The 20,821-nt window shown below is 62.1% G+C and carries 16 protein-coding genes; 2 read left to right on the top strand and 14 right to left on the bottom strand.

Annotation, left to right across the window (positions count from 1 at the left end):
• Positions 1-9 precede the first annotated feature (9 nt).
• Positions 10-927 (top strand): ROK family protein, encoded by a 918-nt coding sequence (locus ACZO0A_RS03570; protein WP_302376070.1) that lies wholly within the window; start codon positions 10-12, stop codon positions 925-927.
• A gap of 203 nt (positions 928-1,130) precedes the next feature.
• Entirely contained in the window at positions 1,131-2,009 is an 879-nt protein-coding gene (locus ACZO0A_RS03565) for a helix-turn-helix domain-containing protein (RefSeq protein ID WP_302376071.1), read from the top strand.
• Positions 2,010-2,081: 72 nt separating this feature from the next.
• On the opposite strand, the gene ACZO0A_RS03560 is transcribed toward ACZO0A_RS03565, so the two are convergent.
• The 14 genes from ACZO0A_RS03560 to ftsY all read right to left on the bottom strand — a co-directional run bounded on the left by ACZO0A_RS03560 (position 2,082) and on the right by ftsY (position 20,576).
• Entirely contained in the window at positions 2,082-2,621 is a 540-nt protein-coding gene (locus tag ACZO0A_RS03560; RefSeq protein ID WP_275951435.1) for a DUF5662 family protein, read from the bottom strand.
• A 126-nt stretch (positions 2,622-2,747) separates the two neighbouring features.
• Positions 2,748-4,370: an MBL fold metallo-hydrolase RNA specificity domain-containing protein gene (locus ACZO0A_RS03555; protein ID WP_302149763.1), complete on the bottom strand. Its 1,623-nt coding sequence runs from the start codon at positions 4,368-4,370 to the stop codon at positions 2,748-2,750.
• Between the two features lie 507 nt (positions 4,371-4,877).
• Positions 4,878-7,646 carry a GH25 family lysozyme gene (locus ACZO0A_RS03550; protein WP_418757023.1) on the bottom strand — a complete coding sequence of 923 codons (2,769 nt, stop codon included), beginning with the start codon at positions 7,644-7,646 and terminating at the stop codon, positions 4,878-4,880.
• 295 nt (positions 7,647-7,941) lie between these two features.
• The gene (locus ACZO0A_RS03545; RefSeq protein ID WP_368043164.1) at positions 7,942-9,273 is read right to left on the bottom strand and encodes an MATE family efflux transporter; all 1,332 of its coding nucleotides are present in this window, start codon (positions 9,271-9,273) and stop codon (positions 7,942-7,944) included.
• A gap of 9 nt (positions 9,274-9,282) precedes the next feature.
• Positions 9,283-10,848, bottom strand: coding sequence for a glucosyltransferase domain-containing protein (locus ACZO0A_RS03540; RefSeq protein ID WP_302376074.1), 1,566 nt, complete (start codon positions 10,846-10,848; stop codon positions 9,283-9,285).
• Between the two features lie 3 nt (positions 10,849-10,851).
• Positions 10,852-11,796, bottom strand: coding sequence for a glycosyltransferase family 2 protein (locus ACZO0A_RS03535; protein WP_302376125.1), 945 nt, complete (start codon positions 11,794-11,796; stop codon positions 10,852-10,854).
• Positions 11,797-12,055: 259 nt separating this feature from the next.
• Complete coding sequence (leuS, locus tag ACZO0A_RS03530) at positions 12,056-14,599, bottom strand: leucine--tRNA ligase (protein WP_302376075.1); 2,544 nt, start codon at positions 14,597-14,599, stop codon at positions 12,056-12,058.
• A 266-nt stretch (positions 14,600-14,865) separates the two neighbouring features.
• The gene (gene rsfS, locus ACZO0A_RS03525) at positions 14,866-15,240 is read right to left on the bottom strand and encodes a ribosome silencing factor (protein WP_278517668.1); all 375 of its coding nucleotides are present in this window, start codon (positions 15,238-15,240) and stop codon (positions 14,866-14,868) included.
• Between the two features lie 21 nt (positions 15,241-15,261).
• The gene (locus tag ACZO0A_RS03520) at positions 15,262-17,193 is read right to left on the bottom strand and encodes an LCP family protein (RefSeq protein WP_302376076.1); all 1,932 of its coding nucleotides are present in this window, start codon (positions 17,191-17,193) and stop codon (positions 15,262-15,264) included.
• 30 nt (positions 17,194-17,223) lie between these two features.
• A complete protein-coding gene (gene yqeK, locus ACZO0A_RS03515; protein ID WP_486846042.1) occupies positions 17,224-17,790 on the bottom strand; it encodes a bis(5'-nucleosyl)-tetraphosphatase (symmetrical) YqeK in 567 nt (188 codons plus the stop codon).
• Between the two features lie 117 nt (positions 17,791-17,907).
• Positions 17,908-18,507, bottom strand: coding sequence for a nicotinate (nicotinamide) nucleotide adenylyltransferase (gene nadD / locus ACZO0A_RS03510; protein WP_294780657.1), 600 nt, complete (start codon positions 18,505-18,507; stop codon positions 17,908-17,910).
• Positions 18,504-18,806: a YhbY family RNA-binding protein gene (locus ACZO0A_RS03505; RefSeq protein ID WP_215692919.1), complete on the bottom strand. Its 303-nt coding sequence runs from the start codon at positions 18,804-18,806 to the stop codon at positions 18,504-18,506. Before ACZO0A_RS03505 ends, nadD begins: the two co-directional genes overlap by 4 nt.
• Before the next feature lie 145 nt (positions 18,807-18,951).
• Positions 18,952-19,581: an RdgB/HAM1 family non-canonical purine NTP pyrophosphatase gene (gene rdgB / locus ACZO0A_RS03500; RefSeq protein WP_215692921.1), complete on the bottom strand. Its 630-nt coding sequence runs from the start codon at positions 19,579-19,581 to the stop codon at positions 18,952-18,954.
• Entirely contained in the window at positions 19,578-20,576 is a 999-nt protein-coding gene (ftsY, locus tag ACZO0A_RS03495) for a signal recognition particle-docking protein FtsY (protein WP_486846041.1), read from the bottom strand. Before ftsY ends, rdgB begins: the two co-directional genes overlap by 4 nt.
• Positions 20,577-20,821: the final 245 nt, after the last annotated feature.

Raw genomic sequence — 20,821 nt, 5'->3', positions numbered from 1 at the left:
AGGTGCGCTATGAGTAAAACCTATCTGGGCGTCGATATCGGCGGCACAGCGGTCAAGCTGGGCCTGGTCGATGACACCGGCCGCGTGCTGCGCCGCGCCGAGCGCAGCGTCAGCTTTGACGGCTACAAGACGCCGATCCTGGACACCGTGCAGGCCGCCATCCGCGACTTTTTGGGCAGCCATGATGTGCCGAAGCTCGAGGGCATCGGCGTGTCCGCCACCGGACAGATCGACAGCCGCCGCGGCGTGGTCGCGGGGACCTGCGGCAATTTTCCGGGTTGGATCGGCGTGGATATCAAAGGCACGCTGGAACGCGAGTTTGGTCTGCCGGTCACCGTCGCCAACGACGCCAACTGCATGGTGCTGGGCGAAGTCTGGGTCGGCGCAGCCAAGGGGTACACCGATGTGATCGGTGTCACCTTAGGCACCGGCGTGGGCGGCGGCATCATCACCGGCGGCCGTTTGTTGGAGGGTGCGCGGGGCCTTGGCGGTGAGCTGGGACATTTCCGCCTGCACGCGCTGGACGGCGTGGCCTGCACCTGCGGTGCCATCGGCTGCTATGAGCGGTACGCCGCCACGACGGCGCTGGTGCGCGGTGCCCAGAAGATGGGCCTGGACGCCCCCGACGGCCGCGCGATCTTTGAGGCAGCCGCCGCAGGTAACGCCCGCACGCTGGCTGTGCTGAACGACTGGATCAGCGAGATTGCGCAGGGCCTGGCCGGGCTGGTACACATCTTCAACCCGCAGCTGATTTTGATTGGCGGCGGTGTCAGCGCCCAGCAGGAGCTTTTGATCGATCCGCTGGCCGCGCAGGTGTGCAAGTCGGTCATGCCCGCTTTCACGGAGGGGCTGGAAATCAAAGCCGCCGCCCTCCAAAACGACGCCGGTCTGGTCGGTGCCGTGTACTATTTCCGGGAAAATCAATAACCACAACATCACCCCGGGCACATTGCCGAATTTGGCGTGTGTTCCTGGGGTGTTTTTCGTCATTTTGACGGCTATGCACTTTTAGTCTTTTTAGCATTTAAACCGCCTATACAAAAACGCAGATTCGCATATTTAGTCCCTTTTAGCATCTCATTTCTTTAAAACCTCTTGCCGCACACATCATCTTGTGCTATAATACTGCCATGATAAACACAACATTACCACAATCGAATACCGCCCCCGTCTGCACGACGCTGGGGTCCGGGGTGTGGCTGGCGTTCCGGCATATCGCAGGCACATCGGCCCCCGCCGTGCCGCCGCCCGCCGCCGGGGCACACCTGCTCTCGGTAGAGTTCTGCCGCCGGGGCCGCCATGCGCTGCCCGCCGGGGACTACTGCACCATCGCCGCCGACGGCCACGCCGCTGTGAGCATGACCGCCGCCGGGGCCGACGACTACTACCCCGGGGCCGTTTATGAGGGGCTGCAATTCTGGATTGACCCGGACGCCCAGACCGACAGCGGCTTTCTGGCCCTGATGGGCCTGGACGTCCACGGCATCATCAACTATTTCTGCGCCGGCGGCCCCTATTACTGCCCCATGGGTGACGAACTTGCCGCGCTGGTGGACGAGCTTTGGCGCGAATTCGACGTCTCGGGCTATGCCAGCCCGGGCGAGCTTCGCTATGCCGTGGTGCGGCTGCTCTATATGCTGCTGCAGCTGCCTTACGCGGACCAGATGGCCTGGTATCCCCGGGCGCAGGTGGATTTGGTGCGCGATGCCGAGACCCTGATGCTGGCAGATTTGTCGGTGCGCCACACCGCCAGGGAGCTGGCCGTGCAGTTCGGCGTCAGCGAGAGCAGCTTCAAAGCCTACTGCCGCGACGTGCTGGGCGACGGCTACCTGCCCTACTTCCGCCGCAAGCGGCTGGAAAAGGCTGCAGACCTGCTGGCCCACACGGACTTAAAGGTACAGGACATCGCCGTACAGGTCGGTTACGAGAGCCAGAGCAAATTTGCCAAAGCCTTTGCCGACCAATTCCGCCTGACCCCACTGGAATACCGGCGGCTGGCGGAGAAATAAAAAAAGCTTTCCCCGTGGGCACAGTGTAAAAACTGTGCCCACGGGGCTTTTGTTGTTTATAGACCGCATTGCTTACTTTTTCTTTCCCAGCAGTTCCTTACGGATATGCGCAAAGCACGCGTCCTCGCCCTTGTCGCGTAAAATCAGCAGGCAGGTTTCCAGCTGTTTGCGGGTCTCGGGGTGCAGGATGTAGTGATCCCTGCTGCGGTCGTAGTACTCCCACGCAGCGGCATCGGTGTACCGGCTGCCCTTGTAGTTTTTGCTGGCGGCAATACGGTCGCAGACCATCTCGGCCACGTATTTTTCGGGCATCCGCATCCCGGCCATGGCATGGTCGCCGTCCGGGGCGTAGTCGATCCAATATTCCAGGTGGTGCTTGTTCCGGCCCTTGTGGTGCAGCCAGGCCGCGCTGTATCCTTCGGTCTGGCGCTGGGCGTTGTTGGGGCTGCAAGTGCCCTGCCAGTACTTGGCACCGGCCCAGAACTCCACCGGCGCGAGCTTGCTCAAATCATGGGTCAGCCCCTGCCAGTACAGCCCGCAGCGGAAGCAGTGCTTCATCACCAGCATTTTATGATGATGGATCGTTTTATAATGCTTGATCGGATGCCACAAAGTAAATACTCCTTTAGTAGATAATAGATAATAAAAAATGTGGTATTTTCGCCCCAAGGGCGAAAACGAAATTTTGAGCGCCGCGCAAGCGGTGCGATCCGCCAATTTTCTTATCTATTATCTTTTTTATCTGTCCCATTTGTCGCACAGTGCGGCGATCTGGCTGGCGAATTTGGCAAGGTCCTTGTTGGCGCCGCCCTGGTTGTGGCGGATGACCTCCATCAGGCGCTTGCCCATGTTGACGAGCCGGTCGTAGGCAGCGCTGGTGCGCACCATCTCGGCGCTCTTGGTGCGGATGATCTTCTGCGTGTTGCCCGTCTCGGCGCAGGCAACGCGCCCTTCGGCCGCGATCCAGACCGAGCCATTGTACGGCGCGTCGGCCTCGTAGCCTTCGGTGCGCAGTTTCTCGGCCCAGTGCTCGGCCACAGCGTCCTCGCCATGATTGACAAAAACGAACTTCGGCTTCTCGTCAAAGGCGTGGAGCCAGGCGGCCAAACCGTCACAGTCCGCATGGCCCGAAAGCCCGCCCAGCTGCGCAATGCGGGCCTTGACCTGCACCGGCTCGCCGAAGAGCTTGACCTCCTGTGCGCCGTTGACCAGCGCATTGCCCAGGGTGCCCGGGCTTTGGTAGCCGACGAACAGCACCGTGCACTCCGGCCGCCAGAGGTTGTATTTCAGGTGGTGGCGGATGCGGCCCGCATCGCACATACCGGCGGCGGAGATAATGACTTTCGGCGTCGGGTCGCCGTTGATGGCCATGGATTCCTCTTTCGTCTCGCTGATGTGCAGCCCCGGGAACTGCAGCGGGTTCTGGCCGCTCTGCACCAGGGCAAGGGCCTCGTCGTCGTAACACTCGGCGAAGTTTTCCCTGAAAATCGTGGTAGACTTACTGGCCAGCGGGCTGTCCACGAACACCGGGAAATTGTCGTGGCCCTTGACGCGCTTTTCGGCCTTGATCTGGCGGAAGAAATAGAGCAATTCCTGCGTGCGGCCCACGGCAAAGCTGGGGATGACCACGTTGCCGCCCTTGTCAAAGGTCGATTGCAGCACGGCGGTCAGCTCGCCCAGGTAGTCGGGCTTGGGGCCGTGGCTGCGGTCGCCGTAGGTGGACTCCATGACGAGGTAATCGGCATGGCCGGGGTTGGCCGGATCCTTGATGAGCGGCTGGTGCTGGTTGCCGATATCGCCGGAAAACACGATGATTTCCGGCGCACGGCCCGGCTCCGCAATGCGCAGCGAGATGGACGCGCTGCCCAGCAGGTGGCCCACGTCGGTAAAGCGCACCTCGATACGCCCCTGGGGGCCGTCGAACAGGGTCTGCCATGCCTCATAGGGGCAGGGTACGAACTGCTTCATGACGTTTTGGGCGTCCTCGACCGTGTAGTCCGGCTCGATCATTTCTGCGCCGCTGCGCATGGCCTTACGGTTTTTCCACTCGGCCTCCTGCTCCTGGATGTGGGCGGAGTCCTCGAGCATGATGCCGCAGAGGTCGCGGGTGGCCTCGGTGGTATAGACCGGGCCGCGGTAGCCATTTTTGTACAGGTACGGGATGCGCCCCGAGTGGTCGATATGGGCATGGGTCAGCAGCAGGGCCTCATAGGTGCCGGGGGCATAGGGCAGGTCGGCGTTTTCGTAGACGTCGCGCCCCTGCTCCATGCCGCAGTCCACCAAAAAGCGGTGCCCTGCGGCTTCGACCTGTGTGCAGCTGCCGGTGACTTCCCGGTCAGCGCCGAGGAATGTGAGTTTCATGTGGGTGCCCCCTTTGGTCAAATAATCCATATGTTTGGTGAGCGGCGGGTGGGGTATGGGGATATTGGACAAGGTGCGATGCGGGGCGTCGAGGACGCCGCCCCCTACAACTAAAGTGCCAAGTCGTGCCATGAGAAAGGTGCGGCGGCCAGAGGGCTGGCCGCCCTACGGAGCAGCAGAGGAAAAGTGAGAGGGGCAAGGGAGGGCGGCAGCCCTCCCCCGACAGCGTGGGCGGAGCAGAAGCCCCGCCCCTACGGATGCACTTCCCACAGCGGGGGTTCGGGGTCTCCCCGACTCAAAAGTGGAGCAAGGCCCGTAGGCGTTAAGCGCGAACAGTAATACTGCGTTCGCGTAGCCGAAGGGCCTTGCGACTTCCGCTTTGGGGTTCCTAGGGGCGTGCAGCCCCTAGGTCGCGGGTCCGCTCCGTCGAAAGAGCGGCAGTTTTCTTTGCGAGCTTTCTTTTGCTGCCAAAAGAAAGCGACCTCCCGGGAGGATGCCGTTCATCCTTTAGCCGCGCCGCCCGACGCCGTACTGCGGGGCCTCGGGCAGGACAAAGTCATCATTGAAATTATTCGTCAGATCGTTAATGTTCATGCGTACAGCCCAGAATACGTCGCCGTAGTCGCGCAGGACGGTATAGTCAACATTCAGGGCCGCCAGCGTGGCCGTGTCGGTGACGATGTAGGCGGTGTCGCCCTCGGGCGCGTACTCGGTCAGGCTGTTCTGGTAAACGCGGCTCACCGTACCGCCGTCGGCCAGGGCCTTGGCCGCGTCAGCGGGCAGGCTGACCAGCTGGATGCGCGCCGTGGCAGGCAGGGCGTTCAGCAGGTCACCGCGGGTGATATCGCCGTATTCCAGCTCGGTCACGCCGCCAGCAAAGGCTTCAGCGGATGTGCCCTCGGGCAGGCCGCCGGCGTTGTCGTTTGCCACAATTTCAGCGTAGAGCGCCGCCAGATAGTTGCCGAAGCTGATGGTCTTGCTGGTGTCGGGGTTCTCGGCGTAGGTGAACAGCGGCGTGTAGTAGATGCTCTGGTCATCGGCGTCCAGCCCGGCCAGCTTGGCGGCGGCGTAAATGTAGGCGTCCGCACCCGCCTGCTGCGCTTCGTCAACGCTCTCGGTCGGGGCGGCGGTGTCCTTGCCGCCTGCGGCCTCGGTGTCCTTGTCGGGGTCGGCAGCATCACTTGCCGTGGTCTGGTCGTCGGCGGCAGCACTGGCGGCCAGGGTTTCCCAGTCGGTGCGTTTTGCCTGCAAGGTGTCCGCCGTCACGGCGCTCTGCACCTCGGCGCGGCAGCCGCCGCCCTGGGTGAACACCAGATTCAGCTGCGCCACGCCGTCCAGGCCCAGGCCCGCGCCCAGCACGTTCGCGCTGCTCTCGGCGGTCGTGCCGTCGATGATGGCGGTCACGCCGCTGTTCAGCAGCGCCTTCTGCCAATCCCCCTCCGGCGTGGTGGACGCCACGGCGATGATGGCATCGCACCCGGCGTTCTGCAACGCCGTGATCTGCTCGTTCGCGGTGTCGGTCCAGTCGCGGGCCGTGATGAACTCGCCATTGGAGGCGGAAATTTTCGCTGCCTGGGCTGTATCGTTCAGCGCAAAGAAGCCGATTTTGTACCCCGCGCGCTCGACGATCGTGTACATACCGTTGGTGACGCGGTTGCGGTTCCAGCTGGTGGAGCGGTAGAACACGGCGGTGGCGTCGGTGTTGATGAGGTTCGACGCCAGCGACGGGCCGCTGCCCATGTTGGCGTCGCTGACCAGGCGGGATGTTCCGTAGGCGAAGTCGTCCAGCGCCATGGCCTGCAGGTCGTACCCGGCTGCCGAGAAGCCGGACAGCATATCCATACCGCCGGTCAGGCTGGCGCTCTGGGTACCGTGCAGCGCCCCGCCCGCATCCAGCAAAATCGAATCCGGGGTCGAGGCCTTCAGCGCGGCGGCGTCCGCCAGCGTCGTTCGGTCGCCGTGCAGCCCTGCTGTGGCAAAGACCGGGACCGTAATGTCCCCAATACGCACCAGGCAGGAAATGCTCTCGGTACCGTCGGCCAGCGTGGCCGTGATGGTACATTCGCCGCTGTCGGTGCGGGCGCGGACCGTGCCGTTTTTGTCCACGGTGGCAATGTTTTTGTCACTCGTCGTCCAGTAGACCCTGCGGCCGCCTTCGTCCTCGCCCGGCTCATTCGTCGCCAGCGTGGCGTAGGCGTCCTTGCCATCCATGTGCAGCTCATCGGTGCGGGTGTCGTTCAGCAGCACCGGCGCTGCTGTCTTGCCGTTGCAGGCCGACACGCCTGTAAATGTAAACGGCCGCATGACGAAATCCAGATCCACCGTCTCGCTCTGCACACCGTAGTCCGCGCCAGGGGCGCTGTACGTCGACTGCCACATATCGTAGGTGCCGTTGTAGCCCAGCTCGTCGGCAAAGCGGGCGATCCAGAGATTGCCGCGCCATTGGTCGAAGCCGGGATCCGAAAAGCGGCCCCGCACCCAGTTCAGCGAGGCATAAAGCCCCTGCTTGCCGGTGTAGCCGTGCTCTTCCAGCCGGGAGAAGAACGCCTCGGTCAGCTCGGCCATCTCGGCGGGGAAAACGCCGCTGATGTACTTATCTTCCAGGTCGTAGTAGACCGGGTAGCTCAGCTGGTAGGGCGCGGCGGTGTAGTCGTCCAGACCTTCCTGCGGCGGGGCGGTCAGGCCCAGCAGCCGGGCAACGTGGTCGGCCTCACTGCGGGCCTCCTCCACCGTCGTCGCGTAGGAGTAGAGATAGGTGCCGAAGGGGATGCCCAGCCGGGTACACTCGTCAGCGTTGCGCCGCCAGTAGGTGTCGTCCTGGGCCCAGTTTTCTTCCTGGCCGTCCCACTCGCCGCCGTAACCGCAGCGGATGATGGCAAAGTCGATACCGGCGGCCTTGGCCTTTTCCCAGTCCACCTCGCCCTGGAACTTGGAGACGTCCATGCCCTTGAGCACGGCTGCGGGCATGGCCTGGCCGCTGGTGTTGAAGTAGTAGCCCAGCTCGTTTTTCTGCCAGGCGTCGGCGGGCGTGCCAAAGTCCGGCGCGGCGGGGCCTTCCGGCTCGGCCGTGCAGCGCACCAGCACCACAGACACCACCAGTACCACAACCAGGCAGAGCAAACACAGCCCCAGTACCAGCATACTGCGGCGGCGTTTGGCACTGCGGCGCTTTGGCTTTTTGGGCGGCTGCGGCGGGCGCGGGGCCGCCGTTTGGGCCGGTCTGGCCTTGGCGGCAGCGCGGGCGGGGCTGCGGTAGACTTTGCGTTCTTCTGGCACGGCGGTTTACCTCTCTCCGGGTAGATTTTATGCAGGGATAGCTATTATTAGTGTAGCATTTTGTCGAAGAAATTACAATCAGCCGCAGCAGATATTGGGGAAATTTTACACAAAAAAAACCCGTCGTGGATACGGCGGGGTCGTAGGGGGGCGGCGTCCTCGACGCCCCGCAAATCAGTAGATGTTACCCGGGGTCAAACGCTGTTCGTCCGCGCCACAAAAGGCAAACGGCCGCCCGCCTTTCACGCGCGGGCCGGGCATGCCCGGCCCCTACAGGAGCTGCACTGCCGAGACTTCACAGCCCCTTCTTTTTACACGTCCAAAAATAGTACGGCACCTCAAACGCCAGCATGACGCACCAGCCGAAGGCGCAGGCAAAGGCGATGCCCTGCAGCCCCACACGCGGGGCCAGCACAGCGGCTGCGGCGGCGCGCAGACCCGCCTGCATACAGGTCCCGATCAGCGTCGTCGTCATCTTGCCCATGCCGCGGTAAAATCCCTGGAAACCGTTCGTCAGCGCGGGCAGGGCATAGAACACCGCCATGTACCCCAGGTACTCGCTGCCCAGGGCCACCACGTCGGCGGCCCCCTCCCCCGCCACAAACAGCGAGAGGATCGGCCCGCGGAATGCCAGCGTCGCGCAGCCCACCAGCAGCCAGTAACCCAGTTCCAGCCGCAGGCCCACGGCAAAACCGCGGCGGATGCGCTCGTTCTGCTGTGCGCCCCGGTTCTGGGCAATGTAGGTCGTAATGGCCGTCGCGATGCTCTGCTCCGGCGTAAAGGCGAAATCGTCCACCCGCGTGACCGCGTTGAACGCCGCAATGGCTCCGACGCCCAGCGCGTTGACCTGCCCCTGGATCAGCACCTTGCAAATCGGCTGCACCGCCTGCTGCAAAGCCGTGACCGAGCCATAGCGCAGGATCGGCCCCAGCAGGTCGCGGCGGATGCGCCACTGCCCGCGCCCAGGGCAAAGCTCCGGCACGCGGCGGGCCATGTAAACGGCTGCCAGCACGGCGCTGGCGGCCTCGGCCGCCACGGTGGTGACGGCGCTGCACACGATGCCGAAGCCCAGCCCACCTATCAGAATCAGGTCGAGCACGGCGTTCAGCACGGCGGAGAACGCTAAAAATTTCAGCGGCGTTTTGCTGTCGCCGACGCTTTTCAGCCCCACCGCCAGCGCGTTATAGAAAAACGTGAACGGTGCGCCCAAAAACGTGATGCGCAGATAGATGGCTGTGATGCCGAAAATCGCATCCGGCACGGCCAGTGCGCGGAGTATCCACGGCGTCGCCACACAACCCAGCGCCGCAGCGCCGCAGCAGAGCGCCGCCCCGAACAGCAGCGTCGTCGCCAGCGTTTCTTGCAGCCGGTCGGTTCGTTTGGCCCCGAACGCCTCACTCATCAGCACGCCCGCGCCGATGCACAGCCCGCTGATGGCCAAAATTACAAGGTTCATGACCGGCCCGGCCACGCCCTCGGCGGCCAGGGCATCCTGCCCGATGAACCGCCCCGCGATGATGGAATCCACCGCATTGTACGCCAGCTGCAGCCAGTTCCCCAGCAGCAGCGGCACCGCATACAGAAAGAGGTGCCCCAGCGGGGCACCCTTGGTCATATCACGCATCATTATCAGCTCTCAAAACGGAAAATCTGCCACCTTCAGCGTGACAACGCCGTCGATGGTCTGGATACAGCCATCTGCCGGGTAGTTGGGCATGGCCTTGAACGCGTCGGAATTGCTGATGGCACGGACAGTCTCGTCCGCGCATTCGTTGAGCTGGACGCCCAGCTCGTCCCACACCAGCACATACCAGCCGTGGGCGTTGAACGTCGGGTCGTAGGAGAGCGGGCCGAACTGCGCCAATTCCCCGGCCATAGGCTTGAGCGGGGATTCCTCCGGGTACGCGCCGCGCTTCGGCTCGCCCAGGATCACGACCTCGGCGCCGTTCTGGTAGTCGGCGTTTTCTTCCAGCCGGGTACACAGGCGGTTGGCGAGGTTCACAACGGTGGTCTTTTGTTTCAGCATGACCGCCGCGTCGTTGTTGACCTGCACGGCAAATCCGCGCAGCAGCACCGCACAGAACGCCGTGCAGAGCGCCATCCCCCAGGAGAACGCCCGTTCCGTCAACGCGGGAGCCGCGTCGATCACGGCGATAGCAAACGGCACCACGATGGCCAGCGAGCCCGCCATCCGCAGCGCCACAGTGGCCCCGGTGTTGATAACGTCAGTCACATTGGCTGCGGCGGGCAGCAGGGCCACCAGCATCACCGCCGCAGCGGCGGCCTTGCGGTCATGCAGCACGACGAGCCACCGCAGCCCAGCCAGTGCCGCCAGCACAAACAGCAGCAGGTAGCCTGCGATCTGCCCATAGTGGTTTTGGGCAATGCCGTGGGTGAAGAAGTAGGCGTAAAAATCAAAGTAGGCGTTTTTCAGGCCCAGCGGCAGACTGCGCAGCGTGTCCAGCCCCACAGCGTTGATGCCGTTCACACCGGACAGGCCCACATCGTACAGCCGCAGGAACACCTTTAAAATCAGCATATACAGCACCGCGCCGCTGCCGCCCATCAGCACCATGCGCAGAGTGGTCAGGCCGGTGGCTTTCCACGCGCCGGGGCGGCGCAGAACCGCCAGAATCAGCAGCATGACGCACAATCCTGCCGCCGTACCCAGGTTGGCCTGGTACATACCCAGCGAGAACGCCATACAGACCGTGCCCGCCAGCCAGGCAAAGCGTAGACCGCAGACAGCGGACTGCACCGCCAGCACAGCCAGCAGGAAGGACAGCGCATAGGACACGCTGCAATAGTGGAAAAACTCGATCTCCGCCACATAGGGCGCACAGACCAGCGTGAGGGGAATCAGATATTTTGCCGTGCGGCTGCGCACGCCGAACAAATCCGTCAGCAACACACCCGCCAGCGCGTAGAGGAACAGCATCAGCAATGCAGAAAGTGCAGGCTGGTTGATGCCGCCGCGCAGCATATCCACCAGGTGCAGTGCCCAACGGCCCTGCTCGGTTTCCCAATACAGGTGCTCGGGCCAGCCGTCGGCAATGTACAGTGCGCCGATGTGTACGGCATCCATCGTGCCCAGCTGGTTAGCGTAGATCGTGTAATGTACGCCGCAGCCGACCAGCAGCGCCACGACCAGCGGGCGGAAGTTTTTGGCCCACCACAGGCTTACTTTTTTCTGCCAGTCCATCGTTTATTTTTTATCCTCTTCGGTCTCGGCCACAATGTAGATGGGGCGGTGCTTGACCTCTAAGTAGGTTTTGGCCAGGTACTCGCCCACGATGCCGGTGCAGAACAGCTGGACACCGCTGCACAGCAGAATGATGCAGACAAGGCTTGGCCAGCCGGAGGTCGGGTCGCCGAACATCAGCGCCCGGACAATGACAAAAATAATGCCGATGAACGCCAGCAGGCAGAACAGCACACCCACGCCCGCCGCCATCAGCAGCGGCGTGGTCGAGAAGCCGACAATACCCTCGATGGAGTATTTGAACAGGCCCCAAAAGTTCCACTTGGTCGTGCCGGCCACGCGCTCAATGTTCTCGTAGTCGAACCACTTGGTCTTGAAGCCGACCCAGCTGAAAATGCCCTTGCTGAAGCGGTTGTACTCGGCCATGCTCAAAACCGCGTCGGTCATTTTGCGGCTCATCAGGCGGAAATCCCGCGCACCATCGACAATCTCCGTATCAGACATCTTGTTGATGATCTGGTAGAATTTGCGGGCGAACCAGCTGCGCAGCGGCGGCTCGCCCTTGCGGGTGGTGCGGCGGGTGGCGGCGCAGTCGTATTCGCCGGTCAGCAGCGTGTCCAGCATCTGCGGCAGCAGCGCAGGCGGGTCCTGCAGATCGGCGTCCATCGTGGCGACGTAATCCCCCTTGGCGGCCTGTAAACCCGCGTAGATACCGGCCTCCTTGCCGAAGTTGCGGCTGAACGAGACATACCGCACGCGGGGGTCTTGAGCGTGCAGCTCACGCGCGACGCGCAGGGTGCCGTCGCGGGAGCCGTCATCCACAAAGATGAACTCAAAATCCGCGCCGTGGCTGGTTTTCATCTCAGCCGCCACGCGGGAGGCTTCTTTATAAAAAAGCGGCATCGCTTCTTCTTCATTGTAACAGGGTACGATCAAACTGATGAGCATGGTGTGACCTGCTTTCGTCAAAATATTGTATCTTTTATTATAGCGTAGTTTGGCGGGTTTGTAAACAATGGATGTGGCGGGGTTCCTAAAGCCTTGGCCCCGCAGGGCCGGATGAGGGGCGCGTGTGCCGCAGCCGCCCAGTAGCGGGTTGTAAGGCAAGGCCGCCTCTCATCAGTCAGCGGTCGGGGCCGCTGACTGAATGGCTTCTTCAACACAAAAAAGGCAGAGCTTTCGCTCTGCCTTGGGTTCGTGCTAAAAATCAGCCTTTGACCGCGATATTGACCAGCTTGCCCTTGACGTAGATTTCCTTGGCAATGGTCTTGCCGGCGATGGCTTCGGCCACGGCGGGCTCGTCCTTGGCGGCAGCAATGGCGTCCGCGCTCTCGATGGCGGCGGCCACCTTGATGCGCACCTTGACCTTGCCATTGACCTGCACGGCAATTTCAATCGTCTGCTCCACGCACTTGGCCTCGTCGTAGGTGGGCCAGGCGTGGTAGGCCAGCTGCTCGGTGTGGCCCAGCTGCTGCCACAGCTCCTCGGTCATGTGGGGGGCAAACGGGTTCAGCAGCTGCAACAGCAGCTCGTACTCGGCCTTGGTCGCACCACCGTTATCGCTCAGCGCGTTGACATAGATCATCAGCTGGGCGATGGCGGTGTTGGCCTTCAGTGCGTCGATATCCTCGCCGACCTTCTTGATGGTGCGGTTGGCAACGGCCTCCAGCGCAGGGCGGACGCCCTCGCCGGGAACGAGCTTCTCGCTCATGGACCAGATCTTATCCAGGAAGCGCTTGCAGCCCTTGATGGAGGAGGTGTTCCACGGAGCGGCCTTCTCGAAGTCGCCGATGAACATCTCATACAGGCGCAGGGTGTCGGCACCGTACTCGTTGACAACATCGTCGGGGTTGACAACGTTGCCCAGAGACTTGGACATCTTGACGATCGGGTGCTCGGCCATCTCGCCGTACTTCTCAACAAGGGCCTTGCGTGCGCCCTTCTCATCGCCGTACTCGGCCAGCAGGCGCTTGCGCTCGGCGTCGGGCTGGTTCTCAAACGCATGGGGGTTCAGGCCCAGAATCATGCCGTGAGAGGTACGCTTCTGGTACGGCTCCTTGGTGGGGACCACGCCGATATCATACAAGAATTTATGCCAGAAACGGCTGTACAGCAGGTGCAGGGTGGTGTGCTCCATACCGCCGTTGTACCAGTCCACCGGGCTCCAATACTCCAAAGCCTCTTTGCTGGCGATGGCGTCGTGGTTCTTCGGGTCGCAGTAGCGCAGGAAGTACCAGCTGGAACCGGCCCACTGGGGCATGGTGTCGGTCTCGCGCTTGGCGGGGGCACCGCAGCAGGGGCAGGTCGTGCTGACCCACTCGGTGTGGCGGGCCAGCGGGCTTTCGCCGTTCTCGCCCGGCTCAAAGTCCTTGATCTCGGGCAGGCGCAGGGGCAGCTCGCTCTCGGGCAGGGGCACCCAGCCGCACTTGTCGCAGTAGACCATGGGGATAGGCTCGCCCCAGTAGCGCTGGCGGCTGAACACCCAGTCGCGCAGCTTGAAGTTGACCTGCTTGTGGCCCTTGCCGTTCTCCTCGAGCCAGGCGTACATCTTGTTCTTGGCATCCTCAACAGACAGGCCGTTCAGGAAGTCGGAGTTGACGAGCGTGCCGGTGGCCACATCGGTGAAGGCCTCCTTGTCGAGGTCGCTGGGCACAGTGCCCTTGACGACCTCGATGATGGGCAGGCCGAACTTTTTGGCAAACTCCCAGTCGCGGGTGTCGTGGGCGGGCACGGCCATGATGGCGCCGGTGCCGTAGGTTGCCAGGACGTAGTCGGAGATAAAGATGGGGATCTCCTTGCCGTTGACAGGGTTGATGCCCTTGACGCCCTCGATGACGACACCGGTCTTTTCCTTGTTCAGCTCGGTGCGCTCGAAGTCGGACTTGCGGGCGGCTTCCTCCTGGTAGGCAGCAACAGCGTCGGCGTTCTTGATGAGACCCGCATCGACCCACTTTTTGATGAAAGCGTGCTCGGGGCTGATGACCATGTAGGTCGCACCGAACAGCGTATCCGCGCGGGTGGTGTAGACGGTCAGGGTATCACCGGCGGTGGTGTCGAAGTTGATCTCGGCACCGTGACTGCGGCCGATCCAGTTGCGCTGCTGAGTCTTGACGCGGTCGATGTAATCCACATCGTCCAGGTCGTTGATGAGGCGGTCAGCGTAGGCGGTGATTTTCAGCATCCACTGGCTCTTGTTCTTCTGCACAACGGGGCTGCCGCAGCGCTCGCAGACGCCGTTGACAACTTCCTCGTTGGCCAGAACGACCTTGCAGCCGGTGCAGTAGTTGACGGTCGTTTCCTTCTTATAAGCCAGACCCTTTTTGAACAGCTGAATGAAGATCCACTGCGTCCACTTATAATATTCGGGGTCGGTGGTGTTGATTTCACGGTCCCAGTCGAAGGACAGGCCCAGGGCTTTCAGCTGGCTCTTGAAGCGGGCCACGTTCTGGGCGGTGACGATCTCGGGGTTGATATGGTTTTTCAGGGCGTAGTTTTCAGTGGGCAGACCGAAAGCGTCCCAGCCCATGGGGTACAGGACGTTATAGCCGCACTGGCGCTTTTTGCGCGCGACGATATCCAGCGCGGTGTAGCTGCGCGGATGGCCGACGTGCAGACCGGCGGCAGAAGGATACGGGAACTCGACCAGAGCATAGAACTTCGGCTTGGAATGGTCGATTTCAGCGTGGAAGGTATCCTCGTCCTCCCACACCTTCTGCCATTTGGCCTCAACGGTTTTAAAGTCGTACTTCATAAATTTCTCCCCACAGATAAATTTTTGATGGGTCGTAACCTTCTTAAAGCCTTCCCCCGAGGGGCTGCGCCCGCAGGCGCGTGTCGGAGCGCAACCGCCGAAGGCGGCTCTTAGCGCGTAGACTGAAGGTGGCCCCGCAGGGCCGGATGAGGGGCGCGTGTGCCGCCGCTGCCCGTTTATAGGCTGCCACGGGAAAGTCTGCCCCTCATCAGTCAGCGGTCGGGGCCGCTGACAGCTTCCCCCGAGGGGGAAGCCGTTCCGCATTTTTACTGCTCGTCCGCACCTTCGTCCGGCATCCACTCGCTGGCGGGCACGACCGTGGCATCGGCCCAGAGGTGCTCGAGGTCGTAGTAGTCGTGGGCCTCCTGCGTAAAGACATGGACGATGACGCTGCCGTAGTCCAGCAGCACCCAGCGCTTGCCGTCGTGGCCCTCGGTGCGCAGCACCTTGACGCCCTCGCGGTCCAGCTGGAACTCGGCTTCATCGGCCAGGGCGCCCACATGGGTGGTGGACATACCGGTGGCAATGACAAAATACTCGGTAACGGTGGTCAGGTCCTCAACAGCCAGGATATGGACGTTGACGGCCTTCTTCGCGTCCAGCGCACGCGCCAGACGAATGGCAAGTTCTTTGCTTTCCATAGTGTAAACTCCTAGTGTAAATTACGCGGCGGGCTGGCTTTCGCTCTCGGTGGAATTGCTGCTGCTGTCCGCGGTGTCGGTGGACTCGGAATCAACATACTCCACCGTGTGCGAGCCGTCCAGGTTCTGGTTCTGCTGGGCGTCTGCGGCCTCCTGGTTCAGCTGGCCCATATACTGCACGTTCGCGTCGGTTGCCGTGTAGCCGCTCAAATCAAAGCCCAGCACAGACGCATCGTCGCAGAGCTGCAACTCGCTGGCATCCACAAAGCCGGTATTCTCGCGGAAATACTGGTTCAGAATGTCGGCGTCCTCCTGGCGGGCCGGGTAGACAACGGACTCTCCGTTGTACTTTCCGGCCATCTTAACGGGCATCTGGCAGATCATGATCTTGCTGGAGTCGATCTTCAGCATACTGACCGCAAAGCTGACAAGCTTCGAGGCGCTCAAACTAGTCTCCATATAGTTCAGCACGGCGGGGGTCAGCTTGGCGACGTCCCAGATGTTGCCGATGCTCTTCAGGCGGCGGAACAGTGCCGAGTAGAACTGCCGCTGCATATTCAGGCGGCCAATGTCACCGTTGTTGTAGACATGGCGGGTACGCAGCAGGAACTCGCAGGCGTCACCGTTCAGCGTCTGGTAGCCCTGATCCAGGTGGCTGCCTTTATAATCCATCTCCTGCGGGACGTACAGTTCAATGCCGCCGAACGAATCGACCAGCTGCACCAGCATTTCCAGACGGATGGTCATATAGCCATCGATCGGCAGCTGGTACATATTCGAAATCTGCTCACACAGGGCGGCCATGTTCATGCTGTTGCTGTCCGCGGCCTGCGTCTTAGCGATGTTATTGATGCGGTAGTTGCCCGACACGCTGCGGTCGGTCGTGACCATCGTGTCGCGGGGGATCTGCAGCATCTTCATCTCGCCCGTCTCGTTGTTGAAATGGACGTAGAGGATCATATCGGTGTTGCCGTCATCGACGCCTGCATCATTGAGGTCGTCGCCCTCCTTCTGGGACGAGCGGTCGATGCCGACCATCAGGAAGTTCAGCTCCTTGCCCTGGAATTCCTTCGGCGTGTTGATGAGCTGATTCAGCTTGATGCTGCCGCCTGCCGGGGCGATCGATCCCATAATAAGCGCGAACGCGCCGCCGAAGATCAGCGCAATGACCAGCAGCGTGATGAGCAGGATCTGCCACCAGCGGATCTTTTTCTTCTTTTTGCCATTGCCGCCCTTGCCGTCGCCGCCTTTTTTGCCGGACTTTTTCCCTTTGGACTTGCGCGGGGCGTCGCCGGTATCACGCGGGGGCTTGCGGCCGCCATTGCCGCCTGCGGCGGTTTTGGGCGCACCGGCGCGTTTGGCGCGGCGCGGTGCGGCGTCTTCCAGCTGAATGCCGCCTGCGGCCTCGATGTCATACATCGGCTTGCTGCCCTGGGCGGCGCGCAGGTCCATTTTCTGCACTTGGGCGCGGGGGCGCTGAGCGGCGGGCTGCCGCGAGGCTGCCGCAGGCTGGTCGTACAGGCGGTTTGCGGCCTGCTGTGCCTGCTGCGGGGCCGCCGTCTGGGCTGCCTGCGGGCGGTTCACGGTACGGCGGGGGCGCTGCACCTGGAACTGCAAGGTATCGCCGTATTTGCGCTCAGCTGCGGCGCGGTAGGCCATGGCCTGGCGCTGGGCATAGGTCAGCTCACGCCGGGCGTCAGGCTGGGGCGCGGCTTGCTGGACAGGCTGCTGCACCGGCTCCTGTATGGGTTCCCGGATCGGTTCCGGCTCGGGCCGGGCCGCCGGGCGCTGGCTGATGTGCCGCCCCTGGGCCGTGCGCATGGGCTGCTGCACCGTGCGGCGGCGGGCATTCTGTTCGGCCAGCTGCTGGGCGCGGCGGCGGGCAGCCTCGTACTGCTCCTGCTCGGAGCTTCCGGTCGCGCCGGCGGTATACAGCTTACGCGGTTCGCTCATTGTTTTTCCTCCCTGCTGTATGGAGTGTTTTTACTTTAGCTGTGCTTTTGCATACTCGTAAGCGGCTACGCTTTCAGGGTCCAGCGTGCCGCCCTTTTCTTCCACAAAATCGATGCTCCGTTTTAACGCGTCGCAAAGGGCCCGGTCCAGGTCCTGCATTTCCAGTTTGCGCAGTTCAACCACGCCGGGCCAGTCGCGCTCGGCGCTGGTCATATCGGCCAAGTAGATGATCTTATCGAGCAGGGACATATCCGCTTTGCCGGTGGTATGGCAACGGATGGCGGACAAAATCTCCGGGTCGGTAATGCCCCACTGGGTCTGGGCCAGGATGGCGGCGGCTATACCGTGCCACACCGGCGAAGGGCGTGCAGGGGCATTTTCTGCTATTATAGCATTATCGGCGAAAATCTGCAACAATTCTTGTTTAGGCAGTTCCTTGGCGGAATCATGCAAAATTGCCGCCATAGCGGCCTTTTCCGGGTCAGCACCCCAGCGTTTGGCAAGTTTTACTGCCATTTTTTTTACATTCTTCGTGTGGGTCCAGCGTTTTTCGCCGAGTCTTGACTTCACAAGCTTCTTGGCTTCGGTGTAATCCATGCTATATATTCCCCTCTCCTTGGCGGTAGGGGCCGGGCATGCCCAGCCCTCAACCTTGCCTTACCTGCCCTTGAATGGCCAGCAGCTTTTATGCGGAGGGCCGGGCATGCCCGGCCCCTACATGGCACCATACAATTTATTTTTCCGGATAACCGCCAACACTTCCGGCGGCAAAACCTCCGGCCACTTTTCCGGCGGTATCTTCCCGCTGCGGATATCGCTGGACGCACAGGGGTAGCTTTCGGCCTGGGCAAACAACACCGTGCCGCCCGCCTGTTCCAGCTTGGCAGCAGCGGCGTGCAGGGCGGCATCGTCCGTGCCGGTACGGCTTTCCACCACCAGCGCGGCCATTTTTAACATATCCTGCCAGCGGTACCACTCGCCGAACGTCAGCAGCATATCGCTGCCGACGCAAAGATACAGTTCCGCGCCGGGGTTGGCGTCCCGCAGCATTTCCAGCGTGTGGACGGTGTAGCTGCGGCCGCCCTGGCGTATCTCCCAATCGCTGACTTCCACTGCCGGGGACAGCGCCCTAAAGCACTGGCACATCTGCAAACGCAGTTCCGCCGGGGTGGCACTGGCGTGTTTGTGGGGCGGCGTGCCCGCCGGCATGACGATGGCCCGGTCGGGCCGCACCCGTTCCAGCGCAGCCCGCAGGTTGTTCTTGTGGCCGTTGTGGGGCGGGTCGAAGGTGCCGCCGTAGAGCAGTATCTTCATTTTGCCAGCACAGCGGCGTAGGCGCTTTCCTTTTTTTTCTGCTTGAACAGGACGAACTTGCGGCCAATGACCTGCACGCACTCGCAGCCGACGGCCTCACAGAGGATATCGGCGGCCTGGCGGGGGTCATATTCGCTGTTTTCCAGGACTTTGACCTTGATAAGCTCGCGGGCGGCGATGCAGTCGGCAATTCCTTGGATCAGGGTCTCGTCGATCTCGCCCTTGCCGATCTGGTAGACAGGGTCCATCGTATTGGCTGCGCCGCGCAGAGCCGCGCGCTGTTTGCTGGTTAAAGACATAGGGTTTCTCCTTTATAATTATCGTATATATCGTATCGCGGTAGGGGCCGGGCACGCCCGGCCCTCGGCCTTGCCTTGCCTGCCCTTGAACGGGTAGTATTTTTCATGTTGAGGGTCGGGCATGCCCGACCCCTACGGACTGTTATTACTTCAAAAACGCGGGCAGCTTTTCTTCCAGCTTCTCCATCGCCCGGCCTCTATGGCTGATGGCGTCCTTCTCGTCTGGGGTAAGCTGGGCATAGCTGCGGGCCTCGGCGTTGGGGTGCTTGCCATCGGGTGCGCCATACTCGTCGGGGATGAACAGCGGATCGTAGCCAAAGCCGTAATCGCCGTTCTGCAGGCTGAACGCAATGCGGCCCGGGCACTCGCCCTCGACTTCCAGTGCGCGGCCATCGGGCAGCATAAAGCAGACCGCCGAGACAAACTTTGCGCCGCGCTGTTCGGCGGGCACATCGGCCATTTCTTGCAGCAGCTTTGCGTTGTTGGCGTCGTCATCGCCGTGATGCCCGGCATAGCGGGCGCTGTACACACCGGGCGCACCGTTCAATGCATCGGTGCAAAGGCCCGAGTCATCGGCCACGGTTGGCAGGCCGCTGGCCTTGCAGAAGGCCTCAGCCTTGATGCGGGCGTTTTCGGCAAACGTCGTGCCGGTCTCCTCGGGGTCCAGGGTGATGCCAAGCTCCCGCAGACTCTTGACCTCATGCCCCATGCGTTCCAAAATGCGGCGCAGCTCTTTCAGCTTGCCCGCATTGTTGCTGGCGGCGCAGACGATCATGCTTCGCCCTCCTCTTCTTCTTTCTGTTCCTCTTTCTGCAGGGCCGATTCCGGCAGCAGGCTTTCCACAAAGGTCTGGGCGTCAAACTCCATCAGGTCGTCGATTTTCTCGCCGACACCGATGAACCGGATGGGCAGGCCCAGATTCTCCCACACCGAAACCGCGCAGCCGCCGCGGGGCGTGCCGTCCAGCTTGGTCAGCACCACGCCGGTGGCGCTGGCAGCCTTGCAGAACTCCTCGGCCTGGCTGATGGCGTTCTGGCCGGTGATGGCGTCCAGCACCAGCAGCACCTCCAGGCTGGCCTCGGGGCTGGCCTTTTTGACGCTGCGGGAGATCTTGGACAGCTCGTCCATCAGGCCCTTTTTGTTGTGCAGGCGGCCTGCGGTATCGGCAATGACCATGTCATAGCCGCGGGCGTTCGCACTCTTGACCGCATCAAAGATGACGGCGGCGGGATCCGCGCCCATGCCAGCCTGCACCAGCGGCACACCGGCGCGGTCAGCCCAGAGTTCCAGCTGCTCGCTGGCAGCGGCGCGGAAGGTATCGCCCGCAGCCAGCATCACGCGGCGGCCCTGCTTTTTGTACAGCGCGGCCAGCTTGGCGATGGTCGTGGTCTTGCCCACACCGTTGACGCCGATGACGAGAATGACGGCGGGCTTGCCGTCCAGCTCCATCGGGTAGCGGGGGGTCAGCTCCTGGCAGATGATGCCGCGCAGGGTGTCCAGCGCCTCCTGGCCGGTTTTCAGGTGCTTTTCCTCGACCTCGTCGTGCAGCTCATCCACCAGGCGCACAGCGCAGGCGGGGCCGACGTCGGCCAGAATCAACTGCTCTTCCAGCTGGTCGTACAGGTCGTCGTTGATCTGCGCGTGGGTCAGCGTGTTGACGATGTTCTGGAAAAAGCCGGTGCGGGTCTTTTCCAGCCCGCGCTTGACCTTTTGCTGTTCCTGAAATTCTTCTTCTGAAATATCACGTTTGAAAAAGTTGAAAAAGCCCATGGCGGCCTCCTTTTTTTAGGGCAATACCGCACAATTCTAAGTGCCGATACGGCGAGCGAGGTGCGGCAGATGCTAAGCCAAAAGCGCAGATAATACTTTGTGTATTATCGAGCATTTTGGCAACGCAGATGCCGTGCCGCACACCGAGCCGCAGCGAGGCGCTTCGGAGCGCAACCGCCGCTTGCGGCGGCTCTTGGCGCGGAGATCCGCCGAAGCGGTGCTTAAGCCGTCAGGCGGGAATTGTG

The sequence above is a fragment of the Gemmiger sp. genome, from assembly GCF_057431175.1.
This window is presented reverse-complemented; position numbering and strand designations above follow the sequence as displayed.